The sequence below is a fragment of the Novosphingobium sp. JCM 18896 genome, assembly GCF_025938095.1.
GTDB lineage: Bacteria > Pseudomonadota > Alphaproteobacteria > Sphingomonadales > Sphingomonadaceae > Novosphingobium.
The window spans coordinates 729,726-754,185 of sequence record NZ_JAPCZF010000003.1 but is presented as its reverse complement, the minus strand read 5'-3'; the positions used below and the strand labels follow the sequence as shown (position 1 = coordinate 754,185).

Below are 24,460 nucleotides of genomic sequence, written 5' to 3'. Positions count from 1 at the left end.
CAATCCGCCGACCGCTGGATTCCGCCGGTCGCGGTGGTGCGTTCAAAGGTGGGTTGACGGCGTCCAGCGCAAGATGGAACATTATAGGAACATTTGAGTCGCTATCCCTATGACCATTTCCCTTCCCCATCGGCCCAGCGCGGTCGATCTTGCCGCGCTGCGTCAGCAGATAGCGCAGGTAGCAACCGCGCCTTCCGCCGTCCTGCCATTCGACCTTGCCGCCATGGATGAGCGGTTGGCCGCCGGTGGCATCGACCGGCGAGGCCTTCACGAGATTGCAGCTGCCTCCGCAGCCCTCAGCGACGATGCGGCAGCAACGCTGTTTGCTGCGGGCATCGCCGCGCGCCTCGCCGCGCTCGCGACCGGGCCCCACGCCCGCTCTCGGAGCGCGACGGTGCTCTGGGCGCTCACGCAATTCGACCTCTATGCGCCGGGCCTAGAACAGGCGGGGCTCGCCCCCGATCTCATACTCTACGCGCAAGGCGCCAAGGACAGCGATGTCCTCGCCATGGCCGAGGACGGCCTGCGCGACGGGTCGCTCGCCTGCGTCATAGCCGAAGTGAAGAGCGCCGACCGCACCGCCACGCGGCGATTGCAGCTCGCGGCGCAGGACAGCGCGGCTCCGGTCCTGCTCTATCGCCGCCACCGCGCGGGCGGGCGCTGCCCGCTCGATGCTCCCTCTTCGGCCATGACGCGCTGGCGCATCGGCACGCGCCCCTCGGCGCGGCTCACGACAGCGGGCATCGGCCGCGGGCGCTGGCTCGTCGAGCTGGTCCGCCAGCGCAACGGCAATCCTTTTTCCCTCGAACTCGAGGCCTGCGATGACACGGGTCGCCTCGCTCTACCTGCCGCAGCTCGCGATCGAGCGGCTGCGCGGGTCGGAGCGACCAGCCGGGCCGCTTGAGCCCGACATTGCGGCCAAGGCGCCGCTCGCCGCCATCGATGACGATCCTGGCGCCTGCTCGGTGCCGCGCGGCGGCGGCTGGCGCCCCGGCGCGCGCTGGGCGCGCGACGGCCTGCTAGGCGGCAGCAAGAACCGGCAGGACGCGATCGATGCGCTTCCGGCTCATCAGCGCCCGACGATGCGCGAGATGGGCCGCCGCAGCGAGCCCGCGGACCACCCGTTCAAGGCCATGAGACCCGACGATGGGGCGCCAGGTCCCGCCCCCGGCGGCGCGCAGGACATCACCGCGATGGTGCGCGCTGCACCGGGCCGGCCGATGGTCCTCGTCGAGCGTGCCGGTCAGCACGACCTCGTGACCTCGGCTTGCCCGCTGGCGCTGAGTCTCGGGCTGCGCCCCGGCATGGCCGCCGCCCACGCCCGTGCGCTCGTCTCCGACCTCGAGGTACGCGATGCCGAACCGCAAGCGGACCGCGCGCTGCTCGATCGGCTCGCGCTCCACGCCGTCTGCCATTGGACACCGAACGCGAGCATCACCACGACCCGCGACATCGGCGACGGCATCTGGCTCGATCTAACAGGCGCCGCGCATCTGTTCGGGGGCGAGGAGAGCTTCTGCCGGCGCCTGCTGCGTTTTTTCGCGCGGCTGGGCTTCAGCGCGGCGATCGCGATCGCGGGTACGCCTGGCGCGGCCTATGCCCTCGCCCGCTACGGCGGATCGGCCATCGCCCTCCTCCGGCCCGGCACGGAGCCCCAGGCCATCGCCGATCTGCCGCTCGCCGCGCTGCGCCTTGGCGAGGAAGCCTTGACGGCGGCCGCCCGCTTCGGTTTCGCGCGGATCGGCGATCTCTATCCGATCCCGCGCGGCCCGCTCGCCAGACGGCTCGGCATGGAAGCCGTCCGGCGGCTCGACCAGGCCCGCGGTCTCGCCGCCGAGCCCATCGTGCCGGTCGTGCCCTTCGATCGGCCGCGCGCCGAACGCCGCCTGCTCGAGCCCATCGCGACACCCGAGGCCATCATGCAGGTGATCGGTGATCTCGTCGACGATCTGGTCGCTGGGCTTCAGGCGCGCGGGCTCGGGGTCCGCGCGCTCGCGCTCAGCTGCGCGCGCGTCGACAACGACGAGCAGCGTCTGGCGCTCGGCACGGCACGCGCCACCCGGGATGCCGCTCATCTCAAGCGGATGCTGGCGATGCGGATAGACCGCATCGAGCCCGGCCTCGGGATCGAAAGCTTCGTGCTCGCCGCGCCGCGCGTCGAGGCGCTCGAACCCGAAGAGCTCGCCGCGGCTTTCGCAGGCGATTGCCGCAGCCCCGACATCGCGCCGCTCGTCGACCAACTCGCGGGCCGCGTCGGGGAGGATGCCCTGTTTCGCGTTCAGGCGATCGAGAGCGACGTTCCCGAACGCGCGGTGGCCCGTGTGGGTCCCTTGGCCAAACCCGCCGGTTGGCCGCAATGGCAGCGCCCGGTTCGCCTGCTGCGGCGCCCCGAGCCGTTGTCGGGCGTCCTCGCGCTCTTGCCCGATCATCCTCCGAGACGCTTCACCTGGCGCCGCCGGACTTACGAGATCGTCGCGGGCGACGGTCCCGAGCGCGTCCACGGCGAATGGTGGCGCAGTGCCCGCGAGATGTGGGCGGTACGCGACTATTTTCGCGTCGAGGCGGCCGGCGGCGAACGTTTCTGGATCTTCCGCCGCGGTGACGGCGTCGATGCGCCGACGGGCGATCTCAGCTGGTTCCTGCAAGGGCTGTTCGGCTGATGGCGACTTATGTCGAACTCCAGGTGACCAGCCACTTCTCGTTCCTGCGCGGCGCCTCCTCGCCCGAAGAGCTTTTTGCTGCCGCGCAGCGCCTGGGTCACGAGTGCCTCGGCCTTTCCGACTGGAACACGGTCGCGGGCGTCGTCCGCGGCTGGGACGGACAGAAGGCCACCGGCGTGCGGATGATCGCCGGCGCGCGCATCGATCTTGGCGACGGCCGCGCGCTGCTGCTCTATCCCACCGACCGCGCGGCCTGGTCGCGGCTGACGCGGCTGTTGTCGTTGGGCAAGGCGCGCGGCGGCAAGGGGCACTGCATTCTCGAATGGCGCGATCTCGCGGCTCATGCCGAGGGACTGATCGCCATCCTCCTCCCCGACATGCCCACTGAAGCTCTCACCGCGCAGCTCGGCGACCTCGCCGACCTGTTCGGCGCGCGCGGCTATCTCGCCCTCGCCTTCCGGCGCCGGCCCGACGATCTCGCGCGGCTGCACGCGCTCGACGCCATGGCGCGCAGCGCCGGGCTGCGCAGCGTCGCGACCGGCGACGTGCTCTACCATGCGCCCGAGCGGCGCCCGCTCCAGGACGTCGTCACCGCGATCCGCGAGAAGACGACGATCGATGCGCTGGGCTTCCGGCGCGAACGGTTCATGGACCGCAATCTCAAGTCGCCCGAGGAGATGGCGCGCCGGTTCGCGGCGTTTCCCGACGCGATCCAGGCGAGCGCGGACATTGCCGCACGGTGCCGGTTCGATCTCGGCGAGATTCAATACCAGTACCCCTACGAGGAGGTGATGGCCGGACGCACGGCCCAGCAGGCGCTCGCCGCTCTCACCGAAGACGCCGCCGCCCGGAAGTTCGGTAGCGACATTCCCGCCGCCTACCGCAGCCAGATCGACCACGAGCTGCGGCTGATCGACCGGCTCGGCTATGCCCCCTATTTCCTGACCGTCAACGCTATCGTCGCCGAGAGCCGGCGGCGCGGCATCCTGTGCCAGGGGCGTGGCTCGGCCGCGAATTCCTGCGTCTGCTACATGCTCGGCATTACCTCGATCGATCCGATCCAGCACGAACTTCTGTTCGAGCGGTTCGTCTCGGGCGAGCGCAAGGAGCCGCCCGACATCGACGTCGATTTCGAGCACGAGCGGCGCGAGGAGATCATCCAGTGGATCTACGACACCTACGGCCGCGACCGCTCGGCGCTGACCGCGGTCGTTACGCGTTATCGGACGCGCGGCGCCGTCGCCGAGGTCGGCAAGGCGCTTGGGTTGCCGCGCGATCTCACCAAGATGTTGACCGGGCTCGTCTGGGGCTGGTCGATGGAAGGCATCGCCGACGAACAGATCGAGAGCCTCAACCTCAATGCGGACGACCACCGCCTGCGCCTGACACTCGACCTCGCCCAGCAGCTCATCGGCACACCGCGGCATCTGTCGCAGCACCCCGGCGGCTTCGTCCTGACCCAGGACCGGCTCGACGATCTCGTGCCGATCGAGGCCGCGCGCATGGAGGACCGCCAGATCATCGAATGGGACAAGGATGACATCGACGCCCTCAAGTTCATGAAGGTCGACGTGCTCGGGCTCGGCATGCTCGGCTGCATGAACCGGGCTTTCGTTCTGCTTGAGCAGGAGAAAGGCATCCGCGTCACGATGGCGGATCTCCAGGACGACGATCCCGGCGTCTACGCGATGATCCAGAAGGCCGACACGCTCGGCACGTTCCAGATCGAGAGCCGCGCGCAGATGTCGATGCTCCCGCGCATGAAGCCCGCACGCTTCTACGACCTGGTGATCGAGGTCGCGATCGTCCGGCCCGGCCCGATCCAGGGCGACATGGTCCATCCCTACCTGCGCCGGCGTGAGGGGAAGGAGAAACCAGACTACCCCAAGCCCGAGCTACGCGCCGTGCTCGAGAAGACCCTCGGCGTGCCGCTCTTTCAGGAGCAGGCGATGAAGGTCGCGATCGTCGGCGCGGGCTTCACGCCGGCCGAGGCCGATCAACTGCGCCGCGCAATGGCGACCTTCAAGCTGACGGGCGGCGTCAGCCACTTCTACGACAAGCTCGTGAATGGCATGGTCGCGCGCGGCTATCCCAAGGACTTCGCCGAGCGGACCTTCAAGCAGATCGAGGGTTTCGGTTCCTACGGCTTTCCCGAGAGCCATGCGGCGTCCTTCGCCAAGATCGCCTATGCGAGCTGCTGGATGAAGCACCATCATCCCGACGTCTTCTGCGCGGCCCTGCTCAACGCCCAGCCGATGGGCTTCTATGCGCCCGCACAGATCGTGCGCGATGCGCGCTTGCACGGCGTCGAAGTCCGGCCGGTTTCGATCAACCACAGCCGATGGGACTGCACGCTCGAACGCGGCAGCGGCCGCTATGCCGCGGTCCGGCTGGGCCTGCGGCAGGTGCGCGGGCTCGCCAACCTTCACGGCGCCGCGATCGTGGGCGCGCGCGGCGACACGGCCTTCGACAGCGTCGAGGAAGTCTGGCGCCGCGCCGGCGTGCCGCGCGCGGCGATCGAGCGCCTCGCCGAAGCGGACGCTTTCCACGTGCTCGCGCACGACCGTCGGCAAGGGCTCTGGAAGGTGCGGGGTCTGGGAGAATCCCCCCTCCCCCTGTTCGCCGCCGCGGACGCGCGCGAGGCTCGGTTCAGTCCCGAGGGTCTGGAGCCCTGCGTGGAACTGCAGCCGCTGACCGCTGGTCGCGAGGTGGTCGAGGACTACCGCTCGCTTCAGCTGTCCTTGCGCGGCCATCCGGTGAGTTTCCTGCGCGGTCAGCTCGGCGCGATGAACATCGTGCGCTGCGCGGATCTCGCCGGGATTCCCGACGGCCGAAACGTCGAGGTCGCCGGCGTCATCCTGGTCCGGCAAAGGCCCGGCTCGGCCAAGGGCGTGCTGTTCGTCACGATCGAGGACGAGACAGGTGTAGCCCAAGGCATCCTATGGCCCAAGAAGTTCGAGATCTACCGCCGCCAGGTCATGTCGTCGTCGATGATCGCGATGCGTGGAAGGCTGCAGAAGGAAGGCGAGGTGATCCACGTCATCTGCGACCGGATCGTCGAGCACGACGAGATGCTCCGCGGCGTGGGCAGCACGGATTTCTGCGTTCAACCCAGCCGCGGCGACGGAGCAAAGAACGGGGGCGCCCCCGACCCCCGCGACCCCACCTGGCCGCCGCGGGGACGGACGCTCGCGTCAGCGCCGTTCGGCAACGAACCCGCCGTCACGCCAATTATTCCGATCAAGAGCCACGATTTTCGCTAAGGCCAGCGGCTTCACGTCGATCTTCGGGAACATCGAAGCAAATCGTTAACCATGTTCACCTAGAGCCCGTCGTGTGGCTCGGACGCTCTCTCCTTGGGTCCGCCCCACTCCTTCTCCCAGTTCTGATATTAGAGGGACGCCTCGGTTTCGGCCGAGGCGTTCTCTTGTTTCCAAAGTCCGACATCAAGGGCAAAAGCCGTAAGACGGGCTCGCCGGATGGGGGCCGCGCCGACGCTTTGCTGATGGACGTCCGTACCCATGGGGCGAAGGCCGAATTCGAGCAGGCTGCAGAAATCACGCGCGATCGGACGAAACAAGGAGTCCCTCGCTTGCGCGCAGCCGCATCCCCTGATTGACACCATTCTCTCCACGCAGCCCGTCAGACCGGGCGGCGAGCGGATGCCTTAGCGCATCGGACGCCACATCCAGCAACTCCTTGATCGAGAACGGTTTCGTCAACACGCGCACATGATCGCACTCCGCGGGAATCGCCGATCGCGCGTGTCCCGTGGTTATCGCCCAGGGAATGCCGAGGTCATCGAGCCGCCGTGCAACCGCGAGCGAAGTCTCGTCCTCGATCTGGAGATCGAGGATTGCAGCATCGACTACGCAGCTTTCGAGCAGAGCCATGGCACGCGAAACAGTTCTCGCAGGCCCGAGCACCTCGTACCCGGCCAGCTGCAACGCTTCCTCCATCAGGAACCCATTCAGGAGATCGTCTTCGACGATGAGAATCCGAGCGGCGCAGGGCCGCCCTTGGTCGTGCGAGGCAGGGCTGATCATCGCGCGAGCATCGTCCACTAGGCGTCAACGAGACCTTACTGCGGGATGCTGCCGGCCCCTGTCACTGAACGGCTCGACGGGACTTGCCCCAAGACAGCGGCCAACCGAAAAAGGCGATGCGTTTGATGTGGCGCTCACGCTTCTCGCCATGCGCCCAAGCTGACTGTCGATGCTTTCAGGAGCAGCCACTAACCCGACAGCGGTCCGGGATCGATAGCCTCGGCCTCTTCCTTGGAAACGTAGCGCAGGACCCATCGCGGATTTCCGCCGGGCCCCATCTCGATGTCGGGCACGGCCACGGGATCATCGCCCGTCTCGACCCACCCGGCCCCATTGCAGCGGTCGCAGATCGCACGGCGGCAGCGGAATGTGACGAGATCGATCTGGGCGTTCCATCCTCCGTGGCCGTGGCAGCGTGGACAGAGGGCATCGAGCGCACCGTTCCGCGGCTGCAGCCCGACCATGTCGAAGGCGTGCGGACAATCGGGGCCATCGCAGTAAACGATGTTGCTGGCGTGCGGCATGACGACTCCTTCGCCGGATAAACGCACGCCAACTCGCCAGGGTCCATCAGGTAAGAGCACCAAGCAAGCTCAGAAGACTGCAGAGACCAAGGTCTGTAGCCCTAATGATGGATGGTTACCGCTGAACCGGCGATCTTGCCGAGCGCCCGCTTTTCCTGCTGCCGGCCGCGAGCGATCTCTCGTCCGCCACGCAAAGTCTCCGACCGATCAAACCAAGAAAACACCTGCGAAAAACACGAAGGCCGCGACCAAGCAGAGTATCCTCGCCAGCATATTCATTCGCCTGCTCAACAAGGCGGCCACGCAAAAAAATGCGCCAAGCCCGGCGAGCGCGAAGGGTATGCCCCACATCATAGTCGTGACCCTACAGGCGACGACAGGCATTGCACCGGATACCAGACGAGTTGGCAAGCCTTAGGCGAAAATCATTCCACGCCCCGGAGCCCCGTTTCGAAGGTCTGGCCCATCCACTCGTCCGCTGCGAAGAGCCAGGCTCGCATTGGAACACGGGCCGCCTGCGGCATCCGAACCAGGTATTTCTACCATGTGCAATTCACCTCGTGCTAACCATAAATCGGTGATGGCGCGAGGCGAGGAGATGCGGATCTCCCGACAATCTGTGCTGCGGATTAGGAACCCTCGCCTACAACGCAAGAAATGGTCTGGATCATCGACGCCGACACCCGGCGCCGCGCATCGATCACGTACTACCTCAACAACCTCGGCATTCATGCCGAACCATTCGAAACCATTGAGGAGTTCCTTGCAGCCTGGCCGAGATCGGGCACGATCCTGGTTCACGACGAAACCGGTGTGATCTCGGCTCTGGTCGAAGCCATCAGCGCGCGGCACGCCTGGCAGGCGATTGTCGCCTACTCCGACGCCCCCGAACCTTCGCGTATCGTCGATGCCGTGCTCGAAGGCGCCGTTGGATATGCGGCCTGGCCGGGCTGCGGCGAGACCTTGATCAAAGTCCTGCGCGATTCTGCCACGCGGTCGCACACTGGCATGACGGCGGGTGCCCGTCAGATCCAGGCGATGGCACGGATCGAACGTCTCTCGCGCCGCGAGCGCGAAATTCTCGCGGGGATGTCTCAGGGACTGAGCAACCGGATGATCGGCGAACAGCTCAACATCAGCCCGCGCACCGTCGAACTCCACCGCGCCAACCTCTTGGCAAAGACCGGTGCGAAGCACAGCGCCGAAGCCATTCGATGGGCGATAGAGGCGTCGCTTCCCAAATTCGAGCCTGCCGCTTCGAACGACGATTCCGGCGATCTTGCCACTATGCATATTTCACCACTTCAGTGACCCTTGGCGCGCGGCACGTCTGGAATGACGGATCGCGGCCCAGCAGTCAGCAGATCGCAACCCGCCTAGGCCTGCGGAGCGCATTGCCCGGCAAAAGCTGCTAGTCCGCCGCTGCCGCTCCGCGGCCGATGCCGGGACCAGCGGAACTCGCGCTACGCCTGGGCCGTTCCTCGGATCGAAGGGGATAGAGCCATGCCGTTGAAATTGAGTGGATCGTGTCACTGCGGCGGCGTGCGCTTCTCCGCGTCTAGCCACGCGCCAGTCCCCTTCATGCGATGCTACTGTTCGATATGCCGCAAGACCGCGGGCGGCGGTGGCTACGCGATAAACCTTCATGCACAGAAGCGGACGCTAGAGGTTGTAGGCACCACCACGGTATTTCGTGCCGCACTCGGCAATGTGGATGGAAACTGCCGCATCAGCGAGGCCGAACGTCACTTTTGCGGCGCATGCGCGAGCGCGCTGTGGGTTTTCAGCCCGGACTATCCCGATCTCTTCCATCCATTCGCGTCGGCTATCGACGGCGAACTGCCCCGCCCGCCCTCGCTCGTCCACATGATGCTTGGCTCGAAAGCGCCCTGGGTCGAACCGGATTTCGGGCCGGACGACCAGCGGTTCGACGAATACCCGGACGAGACCCTCGAGGAATGGCATCGAACCCGAGGTCTCTGGATCGACTGATTGATATCACCTGCTGCGCGTGGCGCCTCCGCAAGTGCGTGTTCCTTCGGATGTCCTCGCCTCGCCGGGAATCCATTCCCGGCGAGGCGGAACGTGCTTAGGGTGTGCTCGCCTTGGAGCCAGCTTCATCCGAATTCACTTGGTCTGCACCCGTACGATCCGTTTCCAGGTAGCCGGACCCGACTACGACCACGAAAGCGGCGACGACGAGTAGCAAGCCGGCAATTAGCGCATTGCGATTGGTCTTATTACGCGATCCAGCACGCGCCTCGACCTTGTTGAGATGTATTTCGGTACCGCGTTTTTCCGTGTGCATCGATCGCTCCTTCGCCACCACAAGCGACTGTGAGACAACAGGTTCCCTTGATCGCGGGATCATCAGATTGCCCGAACGATTTTACGGATGCTTTGCGCAAGAGCCTCCAAGCGCTCTGGAATTATTTCCGAGACCTTTCGTGCAGAATGCCGGGTTCACGATGGGTAATCTTCAGCAGAGCCCGTTTCTGCGCTCTCGACTGGCTGATGGTCGGATAAATGCTCAACGAGGGCGGGCCAATACGAGCGAACTTGCCCCCGTGTGGATCGAAGTTTGAGAGACGTGTGGGTAACGCTGGCGTCAGGAGAGCGCTTCGAACCAGTCGGCATAGGGCGAGTTTCGCACCATCTTGCGCGTGTAATCGGGAGAGCCGTCTCTCCACCAGACGGGGCCTCGTTCGCCGAGCGCACGCTTGCAACGGTCGACGGCCTTACGCGCCAAAGCTTCGGCGGCGCGATCGCCACGACGAGCCGCCGCGCCCACCTCCCGCCTCGCTGACATCAGCGCTTTCACGAGCTCGCGGCGGCGGTCCATTCCGAGCGCGGGATCTGACCTGCGCCAAAGGCGCCCGCGCACGACGAAATAGCGGCCATCGGGCGTTACGGGGCAGACATCGCCTCGATCGCCGGACGCGCTCACGTGAGGCAGGTTTGGGCGATACGTTCGGCCGCGAGGCGAACGGAAATCCAGCGCTGGCGCTCAGCATGTGCATCGGCGAGCGCCCGATGGGCAGGCGGGAACGGCGCCTCAGCCGCAGCTAATGCTTGGTTGATCGCCACTTCCAGCCCCGATCCCGAAAATCTGGGTCGCAGAATATCCGCGGCTGCCTCGCGAAGGGCATCGGCGCTCCGACGGAGCTGAAGCACGCGCCGCGGATAGCCGGCGGCGCGCAGGAGTGCGCTCAACCATTTGCCGTCCCAGCTCGGCGCGCTAGCCACGAGGTCGTGCCCGGCGAGAGCTTCGATCGTTCTGGCCGCCACACGCCCATGAGCCTCCCCTTCGCGGAGAAGCACCTCGCGTCCGATACCATGAATGGCTTGCGAGACAGGGCTCCAGTCGGTCCAAGCTGCCGCCGGCCGTATGAGGTAGGATTCGAACGTGCCGTCCGCGAACACCCAGGCGATCTCGATAGGATAGCTTCGATCACCGAGCGACGAGGCTTCGAAGTCGAGAAAGGCGAGCATGCGGCAAGAACGCCTCGCGCGGTGTAATGTTCGCAATAGTCCGCGGAACGCGCCTTATCCCCTTTCAGAACCGGGCCGGACGAATGCAGATTTCGATCGGTTCGGGAATAACGGTCCATGCAAGAACGTCGTTACTTTCCGACGCGCGGCGCCCGGGCGCGAGCGACCAGGTGATGTGGTATGTCCCCCCATCCGGTCGAACGGTCGTCCCGTCGATCGCGACAACCATGGCTTGGACACCGCCACCGTCGTCGGCCATGCCGACGATCCGAGCGGCAACATCTGCCGGCAGCCCGTGCTCGGCGGGTGCCCCGGCAGTAAGGGTCACATGGTCGGCGACGACTTCCGGATAGCTTGGAGGCAGTCGCAACAGCAGAACTTCGCGTTCGCTTCGGTCGAGCTTCCAGCCGACATTACGATGCTGCTCCTCGCCGCGAGATGCCGCGATTTCGGCATGACCCCGCGCCTGCTGTCGTTCACCTTCGAGAACCAGGTCCGGCCGCGCGGTCAGCTCGCCGACGGCGCGTTTGACGATGCCCAAGGCTTCGTCGGCGGCCCCCTCGATCCATCCTTTGACATCGGTCATTTGCGCTCTCCAGTCTGAGCTCGCATTGCCCCAATCCAAAGGGCCATACGGGCGCCTCGTTTTCCGGCGCGCATGCGAGACCTCGGCCACGCGCCGCCGATTTCGTCATTCCTTGGCCTGGCATCTCGGAGAAATGGTCAGTTGCTGGACGACGGTGCGGCGCGGCTGCGTCAGCAGATAGTGAACACCGACCGCGATGTCCTCCGCTCGAAGCATCGTCTCTTCCTCGATCATCTGCCGCTGCTTCTCAGCTGGAATATCCGGGTACTGGAAATCGGCACCGGTCTTTCCCGGTTCGACGAGGCTCACCTTGATCCCCTGTGGACCCAGTTCCCGCCGCAGCGCCTCGGAAAAGCCGGCGATGCCTGCCTTCATGCCGGCATAGACCGTCGATCCTGGGCCCAGCACGTGGGCCGACATCGAACCGATCAGGACGATGTCGCCCTTGTCGCCCAAAAGGTCTGCCGCCGCATGCGCACTGAGGAGGTAGGCCGTGAAATCGACGTCGATCGCATAGCGCATCTCATGCGCCGTCATTTTCGTGAGCGACTGTGCCGGCACGGCGGCGTTGATGACGACGATGTCAGGATTACCTAGCCGTTTGGCAGCTTCCGCGAAGAACGCCTCGAGACCTTCGCGCTCGGCGAGATCGACACTCATGCCATGCCCTGTCCCGACCTCGCCGATGCGGGCAAGGGCGTCCGCGAGGTGATCTTCGTTTCGTCCGCAAACGAAGACTTCGACGCCTTCACTGGCAAGGAGTACCGCGATCGCGCGACCGATCCCGGTCGTTCCCCCGGTGATGATCGCTTTGCGTCCGCGCAGGCCGGGCTGATGGGTATGTGCGTCTGCCGTGTCGGTCATGCCGCGCCTTTCCTGGGATTAGTTACTGGGATCGATATTCCTCTGCCGGAGGGCTCGGCTACTGTCCGAGCAAGAGTTCACCCTCGTCTTCGCCATCCCAATAGTGCGCGCGCTGCCCGCTGACCTTGATGAGCACGAGCCCGGGCGTGTCGATGCCCTCCGGCCACCAGCGCTCGAGCCCCTTGGTCCAATGCTCGGCATATTGAGCCTTGTCGCGCACGAGCACGGCGCGGCCTTCGATGGCAATGAACAGCGGACGCATGCCGAGCAGGCCGCTCTTTCCCTGGTAGCTGAGATTGACCTCGGGATTGGCCTCAATATCGCTGGCCATGAGGCTTCGCTCCTCGGTGAAGAACCAGGCATCACCGTCGTATTCGACCTCGCGATTGTTGCTCATGGGCCGCGACGCGATCGCACCTCCGCCAGTTTGCGTGGCGAGCATCGCGAAATCGATATCCTTCATCTTTTCCGACAGTTGCTTGACCGTCATGCCCATGGGGGTCTCCTCGAATGCCTTGCCTCATGAACGCACGAATGCGCCCGATGGTCGCGAGGCGGCCGGGTGAATGAGACGAATTGCGCCGCTCGGGTCACGCCCAGGGGACAAACCGATCGCGGGACCGTCTCAGTCGGAGATCTCCATCTCGTGCAGATCGAAAATCGACACGCGCTTCTCGCCCGGGCAGCTTGCATCGGGCGACGAGCGGCAGGAGGCGAACTGGCCGCAGACTGATTTTCAAAGTGGCTGGTCGCCCATTTGCTTTGCGCTAGGCGCACGCTCGCGAGCCGGCTCGTAGAACAGTCCAGCGATCGAACTATGATCATGAATGCTCGGCGATGGACGGCCTCGGGCCCCACCGATGCCGGGTCATGCCCTGCCGGTGATCGCCCTCGGACTAGCCACCGCGAGCCCGCCCGCAAGCACGGCGGCATCCTCGACGAAGCCGGTCGCCGTTTGGCCGTAGCGGCGCATAGCCGCGCAGCGCAGCCGCCAACCGACGTAGGACGAGGCGAGCGCGGTTCCGACGGCGACGGCAGCGCCGAGGCCGCGCCGGCCGCGCGGCGCGAGGGCGGCGCCGGCATAGGCCGACGTGATGCTTCGAACGAGCAGACCGATCGGGACGATGCGGTCGGGAGCCGTCTTCATCTTGTCGCCGGCCATCTCCGCGGCCGCGAGCGCTGCCGTGCCGGCGGCGATCACGGGATTGCGAAGAAGTCCCTGGAGCGGCAGCACAACGGGAATTTCGCCACTGCGGGTCGCCGTGGCGACGGCTGCCAGGGGGGTGATGCCACGCTGGCCTGCGACGAGGCCAATGAGAAACGATCGGATCATGCCAGTCTCTCCGTGTTCGGCGACCGGGTTCAAAATTTGTAGCCGCGACCGAGTTCATCGCTCGAATTCGACGGCGACGCCCGACTTGACCATTTGCGCGAGACGCGCCGCATCCCAGTTCGTCAGGCGCACGCAGCCATGGCTCTCGGTCCGACCGATCGAGGCCGGCTCGTTGGTGCCATGGATGCCGTAGTGCTCCTTGGAGAGGTCGATCCAGACAACGCCGACCGGTCCGTTGGGCCCAGGCTTGAGCAGCTGATCGGGCTTGCTGTCGGCGACATCCCAGAACAGCTTGGGATTGTAATGAAAGTCGGGGTTGCGACTGACGCCAAGCACTTTCCAGGATCCGATCGGCAGCGGATCGTGCTCGCTGCCGGTTGTGACCGGGAACTGTGCGATCAGCTTGCCGGCACCATCATAGGCGCGAAGCAGGCCTTCAGATTTCGAGACGACGAGCTTCTCGGCTTCGGGCTGATTTGCAGCGACGCCGAGCGCGCCGAGCGTCACGTTCCAGCCGCGCTCCTCCAATCCGGGCGCATTCGCATCGGCTTCCGGAACGTTCGGGACGCGCAAGACCGCGCCGGCGCCGATCCGGGCCTGGGGGCCATTAAGCGCGACGATCGTCTCGGGTGTCGTATGGAAACGCTCGGCGAGTGCCTCCATCAGGTTGCGATAGCCCAGAAACGGTCGGCCGGCCTGTTTGGCGGTTTCGTTCGGGAGATCCGGGACGAACGGACCTTTCGCGAAGCCCTCCGGTATCCGGACGCTGCGAAAGGCCGGGATCGCCCCGGCTTCGATAGCAGCTTGGCTCGCGGCATCGAGACGCCCGGTCTGGGGAAGCCCACGCGCAGCCTGGAAGCCGCGAAGGGCCATTTCATCGAAGCGGGTCGCCTTGCCGTCGAGGACGCCGGACGAAAAACCAAGACGATCGAGATTCACTTCCCATGTCAGTTGCGCGGGGATCGCCGGCGCGTTGGGTTGGTCGGGGACGTCTTCGAAGCTCATCGCCGGTGATAGGGCGGACGTGGCGGGCTGCGATGGTTGAGCGTCCTCCTGCCGGTGCGAGGACTGACCGCAGGCGGCCAGGGGAAGGAGGGCGGCAACGGCAATCAAGCGGATCTTCAAGAGAGGGCTCCTCGTCGGGAAGTCGAGGAACGCGCGCGCTTGGCAGACTGTTCCGCGCTAGGCCTTGGCGGCGTAGATCATCCGCTCCTCGCCCAGGAAATCGAACACTCTCGAAAGCTCTCGCTCGCCGACGGCAAAACACCCCTGACTGCGTCCCAGCTTGCCATGCGCCGGGATCATGTCGGCATTGGCGTACCACGCGCCGTGAACGACGATCGACCGCGTCAGCGCGTTGCAATTGGTCTCATCGAGACCGAGAAGACGCTGCGACCGGCCATGCTTGCCGACGTAGTAGTCTGCCGTGACGAAGGCGCCTTCGCTGGAAGCGTTGGAATCGATCCGGTTGGAAAAGTTCTGCAGGAAACCGGTGTGATCGGGATCCGATCCCGAACCATGGGCAACGAGGTAGCCCGAGCTCTTGCCGGCCGCGAGATCGACGAGGTGCAGCCGTCGCTCCGAGGAAGGCGCGGTGAAATCGACGATCGCGAGCCGGTCGCGTCGTCTGACGGCGCTGGAGTGCCGGTCGAGCGCCCCTAGCGCCCTGCGCAGAAGCTGCGGATCGAGCGCGCCGATCGGACGTGCCGCGACTGCTTTCGTCGCGACCGCGCGCTCGGCAGTCTGGCGCGGCGCGGTGAACATGGCGCTGGATTTCTGCATCAGGGCAGCCGCGCCCGTTGCGGCTGCAGCACCGCCGAGTGCGACCAGGCGGCGCCTGCTCATGAGGTTCGATGGATCAGCCATCGAGTACATGTGGGACTTTCGTCCGCAGCGTCATCACCCGCGCCCCGCCTTGCCGCGAATTCAGCCCGGAGCGGCGCTTGCGGCGCTGCCCGCAGCAGAGATCCGCCCATGCGCGCCTCGCCCACGCGCAACGCTTTCAACCATGGAACTGCAGCCTCTCCCGCGACTTGAAAAACTCGTGAACGAGTTTTGATGGGAGACGATCGAGATGGCGAAATCCGAAAGCAGCGACCTCGCCTCAACGCCGAACGCCAAGATCCCCGTGCCGGACGAAATCCAGGAAGCGATCCGCACGCTGATCCGCTGGGCTGGCGACGATCCAGCCCGCGAGGGCCTCATCGACACGCCCGCGAGAGTCGCCCGGGCCTGGCGGGAATACTGCGAGGGTTACCAGGAGGACCCGTCGGTCCACCTCGCGCGTGTGTTCCACGAAGTCGGTGGCTACGAGGAGATCGTGCTGCTCAAGGACATCCCGTTTCAGTCGCACTGCGAGCACCACATGGCACCGATCATCGGCAAGGCGGCGATCGCCTACCTGCCGAACCAGCACGTCGTCGGCATATCCAAGCTCGCCCGCGTATTGCATGGTTTCGCGCGGCGCCTGCAAATCCAGGAGCGTCTGACGGCCGAGGTGGCCCAGTGCATCTGGGATCATCTGAAGCCGCAAGGCGTCGCCGTCGTGATCGAAGCCCAGCACGGCTGCATGACTGGCCGCGGCGTGCGCACGCCAGGGGTTGGCATGATCACCAGCCGCCTGATGGGCGTGTTTCTCGAGGATCATCGCAGCCGTAAGGAGGTGATGAGCCTGATGGGATATTAAGCGAGACAGGTCTCTTCGGCGGTTTTAGGCGGTCAGTGTGGACGAAGCTCGTTCTCGGGCCGCGGAGATTATGATTGCCGGCAGACGCTCATATCCGGCCATGCGCCGTGCCTGACGGAGGAAGTCGATCCCGTGCATGCCCGGCAGTCTGAAATTGATGAGCGCGAGATCGTAGAGATTTGGTTTTCGAGCCAGATGCTCGAGCGCATTGGCCCCGCTCGCGAAAGCGGTGATGTCGAAGGCATCGCTGCTTTCCAGCGCGATCTTGACGATATAGCGGATGTCCTCCTCGTCGTCGACGAGCATAGTTCGGATGACTGACATGCTCGACTGCCCTTCCAGCGGGACCGCGAAACGCGCCCGTGCCCGCGGCATCAACGCACGATTGAGACCTGCGGCACAGCCGGCGCGGCGGAAACCTAAATCCTCCTGCGCGTGGATGCATATCGACTGCCCGCCGAGTGGAACCGACGGGGCTCCCCTCGCATTTCAATCCCTGGATTCAACCTCTGACACCGCAACCTCGGCGCAATCGAATTCGGGAGGAGACGATGCCCCCTGACAGGTCTGACGCGATCGATAGCTTTCAGCGATCCGTGCTGGTCGCGGTCCGGGCGGCACACGTCGCCGCGCGGGGAAACCTCAGCGATCTTGCAAAGGCATCAGCAGGATCGCCTTTTTGGCCCGGCGACTACCTGCGCATTACGGAGCGCAACGGGGCGGCCTGGATCGCAATCGCCTTGGTTTCTGCGAGGGCCTTCGAAACTCTCTCCACACCGAGAGCATCGCGCGGTCGATCCAATAGCCCGGCGCGCGCCCGCAAGGGGCGCAAGCGCCCATGACCCTGCGAGGGCGCGCTGCCTGCCTGTGCGGCTCGGTCAAGTTGGCCATCACCGCAGAACCCTACCGCGTGGGGATCTGCCATTGTCTCGACTGCCGCAAGCACCATGGCGCGACGTTCTACGCTGCGGCCATTTTCCCGGAGTCGGCGGTCGAGATCAGCGGCGAGACGAAGGACTACCGCGGACGGCATTTCTGCAGTCGATGCGGATCATCGGTTTTCGCCAGGCACGAAGACGAGGTAGAGGTGTACCTGGGCTCGCTCGACGATCCTGATCGGTACGTTCCCACATACGAATGTTGGACCGTCCGCCGCGCAACCTGGCTACCCGATTTCGGTCCGCTTCGTGGTTTCGACCACGACCGAACTACGACTGGGCGTAGCGAGGACTGACCTCGCTGCCTAGCAGCACCGGCGGACGGCAGCCGAGCAGCGTCATTCTCGCTCGAGATCCTGAGCCGTTTCCCCGTTCTCAGCTGCGATCTCGCTCATCGCTTCCTGCACCGGCTCCGCAAGGGTCTGGAGCAGGTCGCCGAGCCTGCCCAGCGCGGTACCATAGGCACGCGTGTAGCGGTGATCATCGCTGTCGCTCGTGCATCCATCGCACATGGCGGTCCCGATCGATGCCCACGCCTCGCGCCTCGCGGCCGCGAATGCCTTGGGATCATAGGCCGCGTCCGGCAGGCCGGACTGCAGGATATGTGTGAGTACGACGAGTTCGAGTGCGGAAATCCGTGCTTCGATATCAAGAACCTGGGTCATCGACCTTCCTGCGCTTTCACGCCCCCGCCAAGACAGATGGGTGTCGGAGACTGACCTCGCCAGTGCCCAGGTCAAAGAGGGCAAGGTGCGTCGGCGGTGGCCGGAGCCCGGGCGGCCTTGCCATCGCCTCAACGCCCGGCACCGGTGGTGCTCAGTCGATGCCGATCGCCGCGAGCGCCCTTGCGATTTCGGCGAAGGTGTAAGGCTTGGTCACGGTGGGAACGCCTTCGAACGCCGTATCATGCAGGGCGTCGCCATAGCCCGTCGCGAATATGAATGGCAGACCTCTGCGGCGCAGTTCCGCCGCGACCGGGTAGCTTCGCTCACCATGGACGTTGATATCGAGGATGGCTGCGTCGAACCGTTGGGCCGTAATCAGGTCCTGCGCAATCGACAGCGTTTCGGCGTAGAGCGTAAGCGCACCCGCTTCTGCCAGCATGTCCTCGAGAGCAAGGCCAACTATGGCCTCGTCCTCCAGAACCATGATCGTGCGTCCCGCGAGAGCCATCAGTCGGAAAGCGGCAGCCGCACGCGGATCGCGCAGTGGAGGCCCGTGCGCGCGAAGTCCATCGTGACATTGCTTCCGAGGCTTGTCGAAATGCCGCGCTCGATCAACCGCGTTCCGAAACCGCGCCGATTAGGCGTAGTCACGGGAGGACCGCCGGTCTCTTTCCAGTCGATCGTCAACAGGCAATGATCGGACTGTCGCTCGAGCGTCCAGTCGATCGCAACGCTCCCGTCTCTTCCCGACAGCGCGCCGTATTTGCGCGCATTCGTCGCCAGCTCATGGATCAGCATCGCCGTGGATATCGCCGCCTGCGGCGCGAGTTCGATATCGGGCCCCGACATCGCGACACGCACTATGTCCGAGCCTACCGTCGCCTCGATCGAAGATCGAACCGTGTCGACGAGACGCGCGGCCTTCCAGTTCTGTTCGGTCAGAATTCCATGGGCCGCGGCGAGCGCATGGAGCCTTTGATCGAAGCTGGCCCGGGCCGCTCCGGAGCCCGGAACGTCGCGAAAGGACTGCGAGGCGAGGCCCTGGATCACCGCGAGCGTATTCTTCACCCGGTGATTGAGCTCGTTGATCAGCAGGCTCTGCTGGTCGCGTGCCTCGACCTGATCCGTGACGTCGTGACCTTGCACCAGGACCCCGGTGACGGCGCCGCCATCATCGAAGATCGGCTGGTAGATGAAATCGAGGAAGCGCGCTTCGCCCTGCCCTTCGCTATCGTTGTCGAGGCGGACTCGTTCGGCCTTGCCGATGTAAGGGCGGCCGGTTTCCCGCACCTCGTCGAGGAGGGCAACAAATCCCTGCCCGACGATCTCGGGCAAGGCTTGTGCGACGGATTTTCCGATGACGTCGCGCTGGCCGACCAATCTCGCATAGGCGTCGTTGGCGATGCGAAACTCGTGCTGTGGGCCAACGAGTACAGCGAGGAAGCCAGGCGTCTGCTCGAAGAGAAGACGCATCTGCTCGCTCTCGGCGGCTAGATCGAGATTGCGCGCCTGGACTGCGCTCGCGCGCTCGACGATACCCATCTCGTCGCGCAGCGCCCGCAGGTCCTCGAGCTCCGTGACGTCGACGGTGTGCTGCAGAACATGTGTCGTGCGCCCGGCCCCGTCGACGAGGGGCGTGTGCGTCGCGCTCCAGAAACGCGTTTCCATTTCGCCGAGCGGTGTGACGATGTCGTAGCGGATCAGCGCGATCTCATCGATCTGGCCGCTTTCGACGACGCGCTGTAGCGATCCGTCAAGGAGACGGTGGCTTTCGGATGCAGGATCGCTCGGGAAGGCATCGAACATGCGCCGGCCCGTGATGTCCTCACGCGTGCGCATGGTCGCGGCGAGGTAGGCCTCGTTCATCCAGACGATCCTGAGTTCCCTATCGAGCAGGACGTAAGCGTTGGGAGACGACGCCATGAGAGACTGGAAATCGATCGGCACGGAGACATCTCGCTCGCAAGAATGCTGGACCGCTCGCAGAGGTTCGCTTTTTCAAGAGTTTGCTTTGGCTCGCGGCGAGCAGGTCCATGGTAACGCCGCCCGCCGTAGGCGCAAGTTCAGGCTCGAAGCTCTTATAGCTCGCCGTCGGAACAACCCGCCGCTTAGCGTCGTTCGAGCAAGACTAAGGCCGCCGCGAGCGGTTGACCGAGGATGGCCTGAAGGGCGTGGATGCGCACCTCAGGAGAAAGGACAACAGATCCGAATGGACGACGCGAAGACCCGCGAGATCGACATTCAGCGCGCAATCCTGGACCTCATGAGTAACGGTGCCGTTTGGAAGAATGCCGAACTCAAGCGAAAACTCAAATCCTTGCTACCGCTGACGGCGGCAGACCGGGAGGTCGGAGAACGCCAATCCGAGGCCCTCTGGGAACAGCGCGTCAACAACGCTCTGTCGCGCTCGCGTAGCAATTCACTCTATGCCAAGGGCCAAGTCGAAAGTTGTGGCTGGGGCTACCATCGCATTACGGGCGTAGGCCTACGCCATACCGGACAAGGCGGCTGACCGCGCCTGCCCTGGCGAGCAACTCGGCAATGATCAGCTCGCATCTAGATCGCATTCCTGGCCACAAGCATAGATTGCGGGAAACTAGGGGGCGCAGCATCCTCGTAGACAGTCGGTCAGCTGACTACCGCGATCACGAGGCGCGGCGATAAGCTCTTGAGGAAAGAGGCGCAAGAACACGGCCGAACTGGTCGACCATCGGATCAAGGTCCTCGGTTGCGGAGGGAGCGGACGGAGGGCGTTCCTGGATTCGGGCGAAGTTCTCGTCGGAGAGCACGATCTCGAATTTCACGCCTGCCTTCGTGCCCGAAACCCAGGCGACATTTCCAGCCACACCTTCGCCATGGCGATCGAATACGATCACACCGGCGCCAGGACTGAACGGCCCGGGATAGTTGAAAACCTGGCAGCCCGTTCTGGAGATGTCGATGAGCCAGACATCGGCTGTTCGCCCGCCACCGATCGTGCAGCGGCTGTCGATCAGGAGTGGAAACCGTTCCGAGGTACGTCGATCCGCAGCGTTGTCAACGCTCGTCCGCGAAATTGGAGAGGGTCTGTGCGCTTCCTCAGTCATGACGCAACTTCCTCCCGCGCTCGCCTTCGCGTCGGTTCAGTTCATCCTCCTGGCTAAGATCCCTTCCCGACCCGACCTCGATCGCAACGAGCGTTGCGTTGTCGCTGCCATCGCGCTGCAGGGCATCTGCAAGCAGACTATCGGCGAACTGTGCAACGGGAATACCCCCAGGCGTGACCGAGTGGTCGAGTGAGCGCGAGATTCCATCCGAGCAGAGGATGAAACGGTCTCCTATCACGAGATCGAGATCGACCTTGTCGAGCACGAGACGATCATCCGCCCCGAGAGCGCGCGTAACGAGATTGGCATGAGGATGGCGCCCGGCCTGCTCCGCGTCGATTTCGCCGGCATCGAGGAGCTCCTGCACCACGCTGTGGTCACGGGTCAGACAGCGGGCACCCTCCCCGGAGAAAAGGTAAGCCCGGCTATCACCCGCCCAGAACACCGAAAGACGTAGCCCCTCGAGCCAAGCGACGACAACCGTCGTTCCCGATACGGAGCGCCGCCTCGAAAGTTCGCGGCGGATACGCTGATTGGCACGCTCGAGTGCGGCGCGGACAGCAGGGTCCGACAAGGGTCGCTCGTCATCCGCCAGCGCGCGAAGTTCATCGATCGCGATGTCGGCCGCCTGTCCGCCGGCGCAATGCCCGCCCATCCCGTCGGCGACAGCCCAAAGACCGCGCTCGGAACGCACGAGAAACCGGTCTTCGTTGATCTCGCGAACCTTACCGACATGTGTCCGACCGACCGCCTGGGGTATGGCCGAAGCGACCGGAGTCGGCCCGCGGCTCCATCGCCGCAAGAGACCGAGGCCGATCAAGCCTGCCCCTCCCGCAGATCGCCTTCGGCCGCATCGTAGGCTCTCACGAAAGCGCTATCGAGCGAGCCCTGCAGCCCTTCGTCGAGCTGCGCCCTGAGGTCGTCGTGACGGCGCCGCACTTCGTCCATCTGGCCAACCGACCTGTGCTTGAGGAAATATCCCTTCTCGGGAGCCGCGCTTTCGATCTCGCCAGGAGAGAAAGTGTCGATGGCCGTTCGCAGCGCCCCTTTCAGTCCCGCGAAACTCGCCACGAGATGACGCTTGATGTCACGGAAGGAAGCCTGAACGGCAGCCGGCCCCGAGAGAAAGCTCGAAGGCCCCGTAAGGAGAAGGTCGAGCGCGAGCCGCTGCGTCGGCGCCCATTTGAACGGGTTGTTTCCTCTTCCTCCGATTGTCGTGCGGCTCATATCGTAGTGGCCGCGCGCACGGGCGCGCTCGACCATGAGATCACCGATACCCAGCACCATCTGCCGGTAGATGGCACCCGCGCGGCGCATGATTTCCTCAGGCTCTTCTTCGGAAAGAAGCGAGGAATCGAGGCCGGCCCCCTGACAGAATGCCTCGAGCAGCGAACCTCGTGCCATTTCGGGCACGAGCATGGCGTCTTCCCAATCCGAGGGGACATCGGTGGATGCGCCGACCGGCGGGGTCAGGACCATGGTGAGATTGGGATTTACCTCGCTCGCTCCGAACGACGCGAGACTGGCGGAGAGGCGGAAGCTTCCGAGTTCCAGCTCGCATGGCAGCGGAAGAACCGTCTCGTCCCCTTCGGGAAGACGCTCGCCGCCACCGCCGAAAAAGACGCCGTTGGCCCCCATCGCCCGGACGACGAGACCTTCGGGACGAGCAAAGAGCTCACAGTGCCACCGCGAGAGCGCACATTCGGGATCGTTGATCGACCAGTTCGCGCGCGGGTCTCGGCCGATCGTCATCGTGCCTTCCGCGAACAGCCTCGCATCGATCACCGTGGTGGAATCGGAAGCCGCGAAGAGCTGCAACTTGTACATCCCGGAGCCCTCCTAGGCGACTTGTCGGGTCAGAGGGGCGATGCGGGTCAGGGCGAGATCGGCCTCCGCGGCGGAAGCGCTCTCTGAAAGCTGTTGCTCGATGACCGTGGCGGCCGTGTTGAAACTATCGAACGCGGCGGCGAATTCATCCCGGCGCCGGTGTGAAATTCGCAGCGCGAACCCGCAATCAGGAGCCTCGCGCAGCGCCTTGGTCAGTCGCGTCAGGGGCCGCGTGACCATTGCTCCGCTCAGATAGCCGATCGCCGCGACAACGCCGATCACGATCAATGACAGGAGCACCAGCATGTCACGCGTGTCGGCGATCGCCTTGTCGAGCGCGCCCCGTTTCATGACGATGTCCACCGCGCCGAAATCGGCGCCCGCATAGTGGACGGGGCGGACGAATCGGAGCCCGCCGCCTTTTCCGCGATCGGGGACCAGCGTGACGCGCGGTGTCGCGGCATCGCGTCCGCTCCCATTCACAAGACCAGCCATCGCGCTTTCGCCAAGCGGCGCGCTATAGGACTTCCCGATCAATTTACTGTCGCTTGCCGCACGGACTGTGCCTGTGTTGTCGACGACGACCATGCTGCTGATTTCAGGATCCTTGGACGCGCTCGCCACGTAGGCTTGCAGCGTGGTCCAATCCTGTTCCTCGGGAGCGAGCCCGGCATTGTCCGCGAACATCACGGCGCTGTTGCGCGTGACGAAATCGGAGATCGACGTGCCGGCGGCGACCGCTATGCGCTGGAGCGTGTGCTCCTGCCGATCGAGGACGGTGAACACGCTTCCTGCCAATGCGAAAGCGGTTACGGACGCCATCAAGAGCAATAGCTTCAGCCGCAGTGGCAGGCCGCGCCGGACGGGCGCCTGCTCGCCTTGTGCGGCGATCTCGCGCGCCAGCGCTTCGCCGAGTGCTTCGGCCGTCTGAAAGCGATGCTCGGGCTTCTTGGCCAGTAGCTTGTCGATGATGAAGCTCATGCCGCGCGGACAATCGGCGGCCGAGCGTTCGATCGGCTCGACTTGTTCCTGTGCGATCTTGATCGCCAGCGTCGCCAGGGTGCTGCCTGGGAATGCGACCTTGCCGGTGATGAGCTCGTAGAGAACCACGCCGAGCGAGAACAGGTCCGAACGGTGATCGACCGGATTTCCGAGCGCCTGCTCGGGGCTCATGTAGCGCGGCGTCCCCATCATCTGGCCGAATTGCGTGCGCCCGAGATCGGCGTCTTGCGCGTTCTCGCACTCGATCCTCGCAACACCGAAGTCCAGGAGCTTAGCGCTGCGGCCGTCGGCGGTGAGCAGGATATTCGAAGGTTTCAGGTCGCGATGAACGATACCGGCGCGGTGCGCATAGCCGAGCGCCGATGCGAGTTGCTGCCCAAGCGCCAGAACGCGCTCGTAGGGCAGTCGTCCTTGCGTCTGCAAGACGGCGTCGAGGGGCATGCCTTCGACGAGCTCCATCGCGATATAGCTCACGCCATCCGCGATCCCGACATCGTAGATGGTGGCGATGTTTGGATGATTGAGCGCCCCTGCCGCTCGCGCCTCGCGCAGGAAGCGGGCGCTGATTTCGGGGTCTCGCGCGAGTTCCTCTTTCAGGACCTTGATCGCAACGGCCCGGCCGATGCTCTCGTCGAAACCGCGATAGACGTCAGCCATGGCGCCTTCGCCGATTTTCATGTCGACGCGGTAGCGCGCGAGCTTGATCATGAGGGAGTATCCTCAGTGGACGGCCACGAGCTCCGGGCCTGCA

The 24,460-nt window shown here is 64.8% G+C and carries 26 protein-coding genes; 8 read left to right on the top strand and 18 right to left on the bottom strand.

What is annotated here, in order from left to right; all coding sequences use genetic code 11:
• Positions 1 to 109: 109 nt before the first annotated feature.
• Genes OLX23_RS13990 through OLX23_RS13980 form a run of 3 tightly spaced genes read left to right on the top strand, consistent with a single transcriptional unit; the run spans position 110 to position 5,923 of the window.
• Positions 110 to 904 (top strand): ImuA family protein, encoded by a 795-nt coding sequence (locus tag OLX23_RS13990; protein WP_264445601.1) that lies wholly within the window; start codon positions 110 to 112, stop codon positions 902 to 904.
• Positions 822 to 2,660, top strand: coding sequence for a DUF6504 family protein (locus tag OLX23_RS13985; protein ID WP_319641318.1), 1,839 nt, complete (start codon positions 822 to 824; stop codon positions 2,658 to 2,660). The genes OLX23_RS13990 and OLX23_RS13985 overlap by 83 nt, the downstream gene beginning before the upstream one ends.
• Complete coding sequence (locus tag OLX23_RS13980; protein WP_264445600.1) at positions 2,660 to 5,923, top strand: error-prone DNA polymerase; 3,264 nt, start codon at positions 2,660 to 2,662, stop codon at positions 5,921 to 5,923. Before OLX23_RS13985 ends, OLX23_RS13980 begins: the two co-directional genes overlap by 1 nt.
• 294 nt (positions 5,924 to 6,217) lie before the next feature.
• Here OLX23_RS13980 and OLX23_RS13975 read toward each other — a convergent pair whose 3' ends face one another.
• Entirely contained in the window at positions 6,218 to 6,706 is a 489-nt protein-coding gene (locus tag OLX23_RS13975; protein ID WP_264445599.1) for a response regulator, read from the bottom strand.
• 188 nt (positions 6,707 to 6,894) lie between these two features.
• On the bottom strand, positions 6,895 to 7,230 hold the full coding sequence (locus OLX23_RS13970) for a hypothetical protein (protein ID WP_264445598.1): 336 nt from the start codon (positions 7,228 to 7,230) through the stop codon (positions 6,895 to 6,897).
• A gap of 657 nt (positions 7,231 to 7,887) precedes the next feature.
• Between OLX23_RS13970 and OLX23_RS13965 the strand changes: the two genes are divergently transcribed.
• A complete protein-coding gene (locus OLX23_RS13965; protein WP_264445597.1) occupies positions 7,888 to 8,541 on the top strand; it encodes a response regulator transcription factor in 654 nt (217 codons plus the stop codon).
• Positions 8,542 to 8,733: 192 nt separating this feature from the next.
• On the top strand, positions 8,734 to 9,222 hold the full coding sequence (locus OLX23_RS13960) for a GFA family protein (protein ID WP_264445596.1): 489 nt from the start codon (positions 8,734 to 8,736) through the stop codon (positions 9,220 to 9,222).
• Between the two features lie 97 nt (positions 9,223 to 9,319).
• Here OLX23_RS13960 and OLX23_RS13955 read toward each other — a convergent pair whose 3' ends face one another.
• The 8 genes from OLX23_RS13955 to OLX23_RS13915 all read right to left on the bottom strand — a co-directional run bounded on the left by OLX23_RS13955 (position 9,320) and on the right by OLX23_RS13915 (position 15,350).
• Complete coding sequence (locus OLX23_RS13955) at positions 9,320 to 9,538, bottom strand: hypothetical protein (RefSeq protein WP_264445595.1); 219 nt, start codon at positions 9,536 to 9,538, stop codon at positions 9,320 to 9,322.
• Between the two features lie 635 nt (positions 9,539 to 10,173).
• Complete coding sequence (locus OLX23_RS13945; protein WP_264445594.1) at positions 10,174 to 10,722, bottom strand: transcriptional regulator; 549 nt, start codon at positions 10,720 to 10,722, stop codon at positions 10,174 to 10,176.
• A gap of 64 nt (positions 10,723 to 10,786) precedes the next feature.
• Complete coding sequence (locus OLX23_RS13940) at positions 10,787 to 11,308, bottom strand: CsbD family protein (RefSeq protein WP_264445593.1); 522 nt, start codon at positions 11,306 to 11,308, stop codon at positions 10,787 to 10,789.
• A 105-nt stretch (positions 11,309 to 11,413) separates the two neighbouring features.
• Entirely contained in the window at positions 11,414 to 12,172 is a 759-nt protein-coding gene (locus OLX23_RS13935; protein WP_264445592.1) for an SDR family oxidoreductase, read from the bottom strand.
• A 58-nt stretch (positions 12,173 to 12,230) separates the two neighbouring features.
• On the bottom strand, positions 12,231 to 12,668 hold the full coding sequence (locus OLX23_RS13930) for a pyridoxamine 5'-phosphate oxidase family protein (protein ID WP_264445591.1): 438 nt from the start codon (positions 12,666 to 12,668) through the stop codon (positions 12,231 to 12,233).
• A 372-nt stretch (positions 12,669 to 13,040) separates the two neighbouring features.
• Complete coding sequence (locus tag OLX23_RS13925; protein ID WP_264445590.1) at positions 13,041 to 13,505, bottom strand: DUF4126 domain-containing protein; 465 nt, start codon at positions 13,503 to 13,505, stop codon at positions 13,041 to 13,043.
• 54 nt (positions 13,506 to 13,559) lie between these two features.
• Positions 13,560 to 14,630, bottom strand: coding sequence for a L,D-transpeptidase family protein (locus tag OLX23_RS13920; RefSeq protein ID WP_264445589.1), 1,071 nt, complete (start codon positions 14,628 to 14,630; stop codon positions 13,560 to 13,562).
• A 57-nt stretch (positions 14,631 to 14,687) separates the two neighbouring features.
• Positions 14,688 to 15,350, bottom strand: a complete 663-nt coding sequence (locus OLX23_RS13915) for a murein L,D-transpeptidase catalytic domain family protein (protein ID WP_264445588.1) — start codon at positions 15,348 to 15,350, stop codon at positions 14,688 to 14,690.
• Between the two features lie 229 nt (positions 15,351 to 15,579).
• Here OLX23_RS13915 and folE point away from each other — a divergent pair, with 229 nt between their 5' ends.
• The gene (gene folE / locus OLX23_RS13910) at positions 15,580 to 16,191 is read left to right on the top strand and encodes a GTP cyclohydrolase I FolE (RefSeq protein WP_264445587.1); all 612 of its coding nucleotides are present in this window, start codon (positions 15,580 to 15,582) and stop codon (positions 16,189 to 16,191) included.
• A 24-nt stretch (positions 16,192 to 16,215) separates the two neighbouring features.
• On the opposite strand, the gene OLX23_RS13905 is transcribed toward folE, so the two are convergent.
• On the bottom strand, positions 16,216 to 16,497 hold the full coding sequence (locus OLX23_RS13905; RefSeq protein ID WP_264445586.1) for a response regulator: 282 nt from the start codon (positions 16,495 to 16,497) through the stop codon (positions 16,216 to 16,218).
• A 532-nt stretch (positions 16,498 to 17,029) separates the two neighbouring features.
• Here OLX23_RS13905 and OLX23_RS25810 point away from each other — a divergent pair.
• Positions 17,030 to 17,425 (top strand): GFA family protein, encoded by a 396-nt coding sequence (locus OLX23_RS25810; protein WP_413629853.1) that lies wholly within the window; start codon positions 17,030 to 17,032, stop codon positions 17,423 to 17,425.
• Positions 17,426 to 17,467: 42 nt separating this feature from the next.
• Here OLX23_RS25810 and OLX23_RS13900 read toward each other — a convergent pair whose 3' ends face one another.
• The 3 genes from OLX23_RS13900 to OLX23_RS13890 form a co-directional block, all read right to left on the bottom strand.
• Positions 17,468 to 17,794, bottom strand: coding sequence for a hypothetical protein (locus OLX23_RS13900; protein ID WP_264445585.1), 327 nt, complete (start codon positions 17,792 to 17,794; stop codon positions 17,468 to 17,470).
• A gap of 151 nt (positions 17,795 to 17,945) precedes the next feature.
• Positions 17,946 to 18,278 (bottom strand): response regulator, encoded by a 333-nt coding sequence (locus OLX23_RS13895; RefSeq protein ID WP_264445584.1) that lies wholly within the window; start codon positions 18,276 to 18,278, stop codon positions 17,946 to 17,948.
• A 23-nt stretch (positions 18,279 to 18,301) separates the two neighbouring features.
• Positions 18,302 to 19,741 carry a sensor histidine kinase gene (locus OLX23_RS13890; protein ID WP_264445583.1) on the bottom strand — a complete coding sequence of 480 codons (1,440 nt, stop codon included), beginning with the start codon at positions 19,739 to 19,741 and terminating at the stop codon, positions 18,302 to 18,304.
• Positions 19,742 to 20,003: 262 nt separating this feature from the next.
• Between OLX23_RS13890 and OLX23_RS13885 the strand changes: the two genes are divergently transcribed.
• Positions 20,004 to 20,306: a hypothetical protein gene (locus OLX23_RS13885; protein ID WP_264445582.1), complete on the top strand. Its 303-nt coding sequence runs from the start codon at positions 20,004 to 20,006 to the stop codon at positions 20,304 to 20,306.
• Between the two features lie 133 nt (positions 20,307 to 20,439).
• Here the strand turns inward: OLX23_RS13885 and OLX23_RS13880 are convergent, their stop codons facing one another.
• From OLX23_RS13880 to OLX23_RS13865, 4 genes are read right to left on the bottom strand one after another with little or no spacing between them, the layout of a single operon-like run.
• On the bottom strand, positions 20,440 to 20,880 hold the full coding sequence (locus OLX23_RS13880; RefSeq protein WP_264445581.1) for a PilZ domain-containing protein: 441 nt from the start codon (positions 20,878 to 20,880) through the stop codon (positions 20,440 to 20,442).
• Positions 20,873 to 21,700: a PP2C family protein-serine/threonine phosphatase gene (locus OLX23_RS13875; protein ID WP_264445580.1), complete on the bottom strand. Its 828-nt coding sequence runs from the start codon at positions 21,698 to 21,700 to the stop codon at positions 20,873 to 20,875. The genes OLX23_RS13880 and OLX23_RS13875 overlap by 8 nt, the downstream gene beginning before the upstream one ends.
• Positions 21,697 to 22,707 carry a type VI secretion system-associated FHA domain protein TagH gene (gene tagH, locus OLX23_RS13870; protein ID WP_264445579.1) on the bottom strand — a complete coding sequence of 337 codons (1,011 nt, stop codon included), beginning with the start codon at positions 22,705 to 22,707 and terminating at the stop codon, positions 21,697 to 21,699. Before tagH ends, OLX23_RS13875 begins: the two co-directional genes overlap by 4 nt.
• 12 nt (positions 22,708 to 22,719) lie before the next feature.
• Positions 22,720 to 24,417 carry a serine/threonine-protein kinase gene (locus OLX23_RS13865; protein ID WP_264445578.1) on the bottom strand — a complete coding sequence of 566 codons (1,698 nt, stop codon included), beginning with the start codon at positions 24,415 to 24,417 and terminating at the stop codon, positions 22,720 to 22,722.
• Between the last annotated feature and the right edge of the window lie 43 nt (positions 24,418 to 24,460).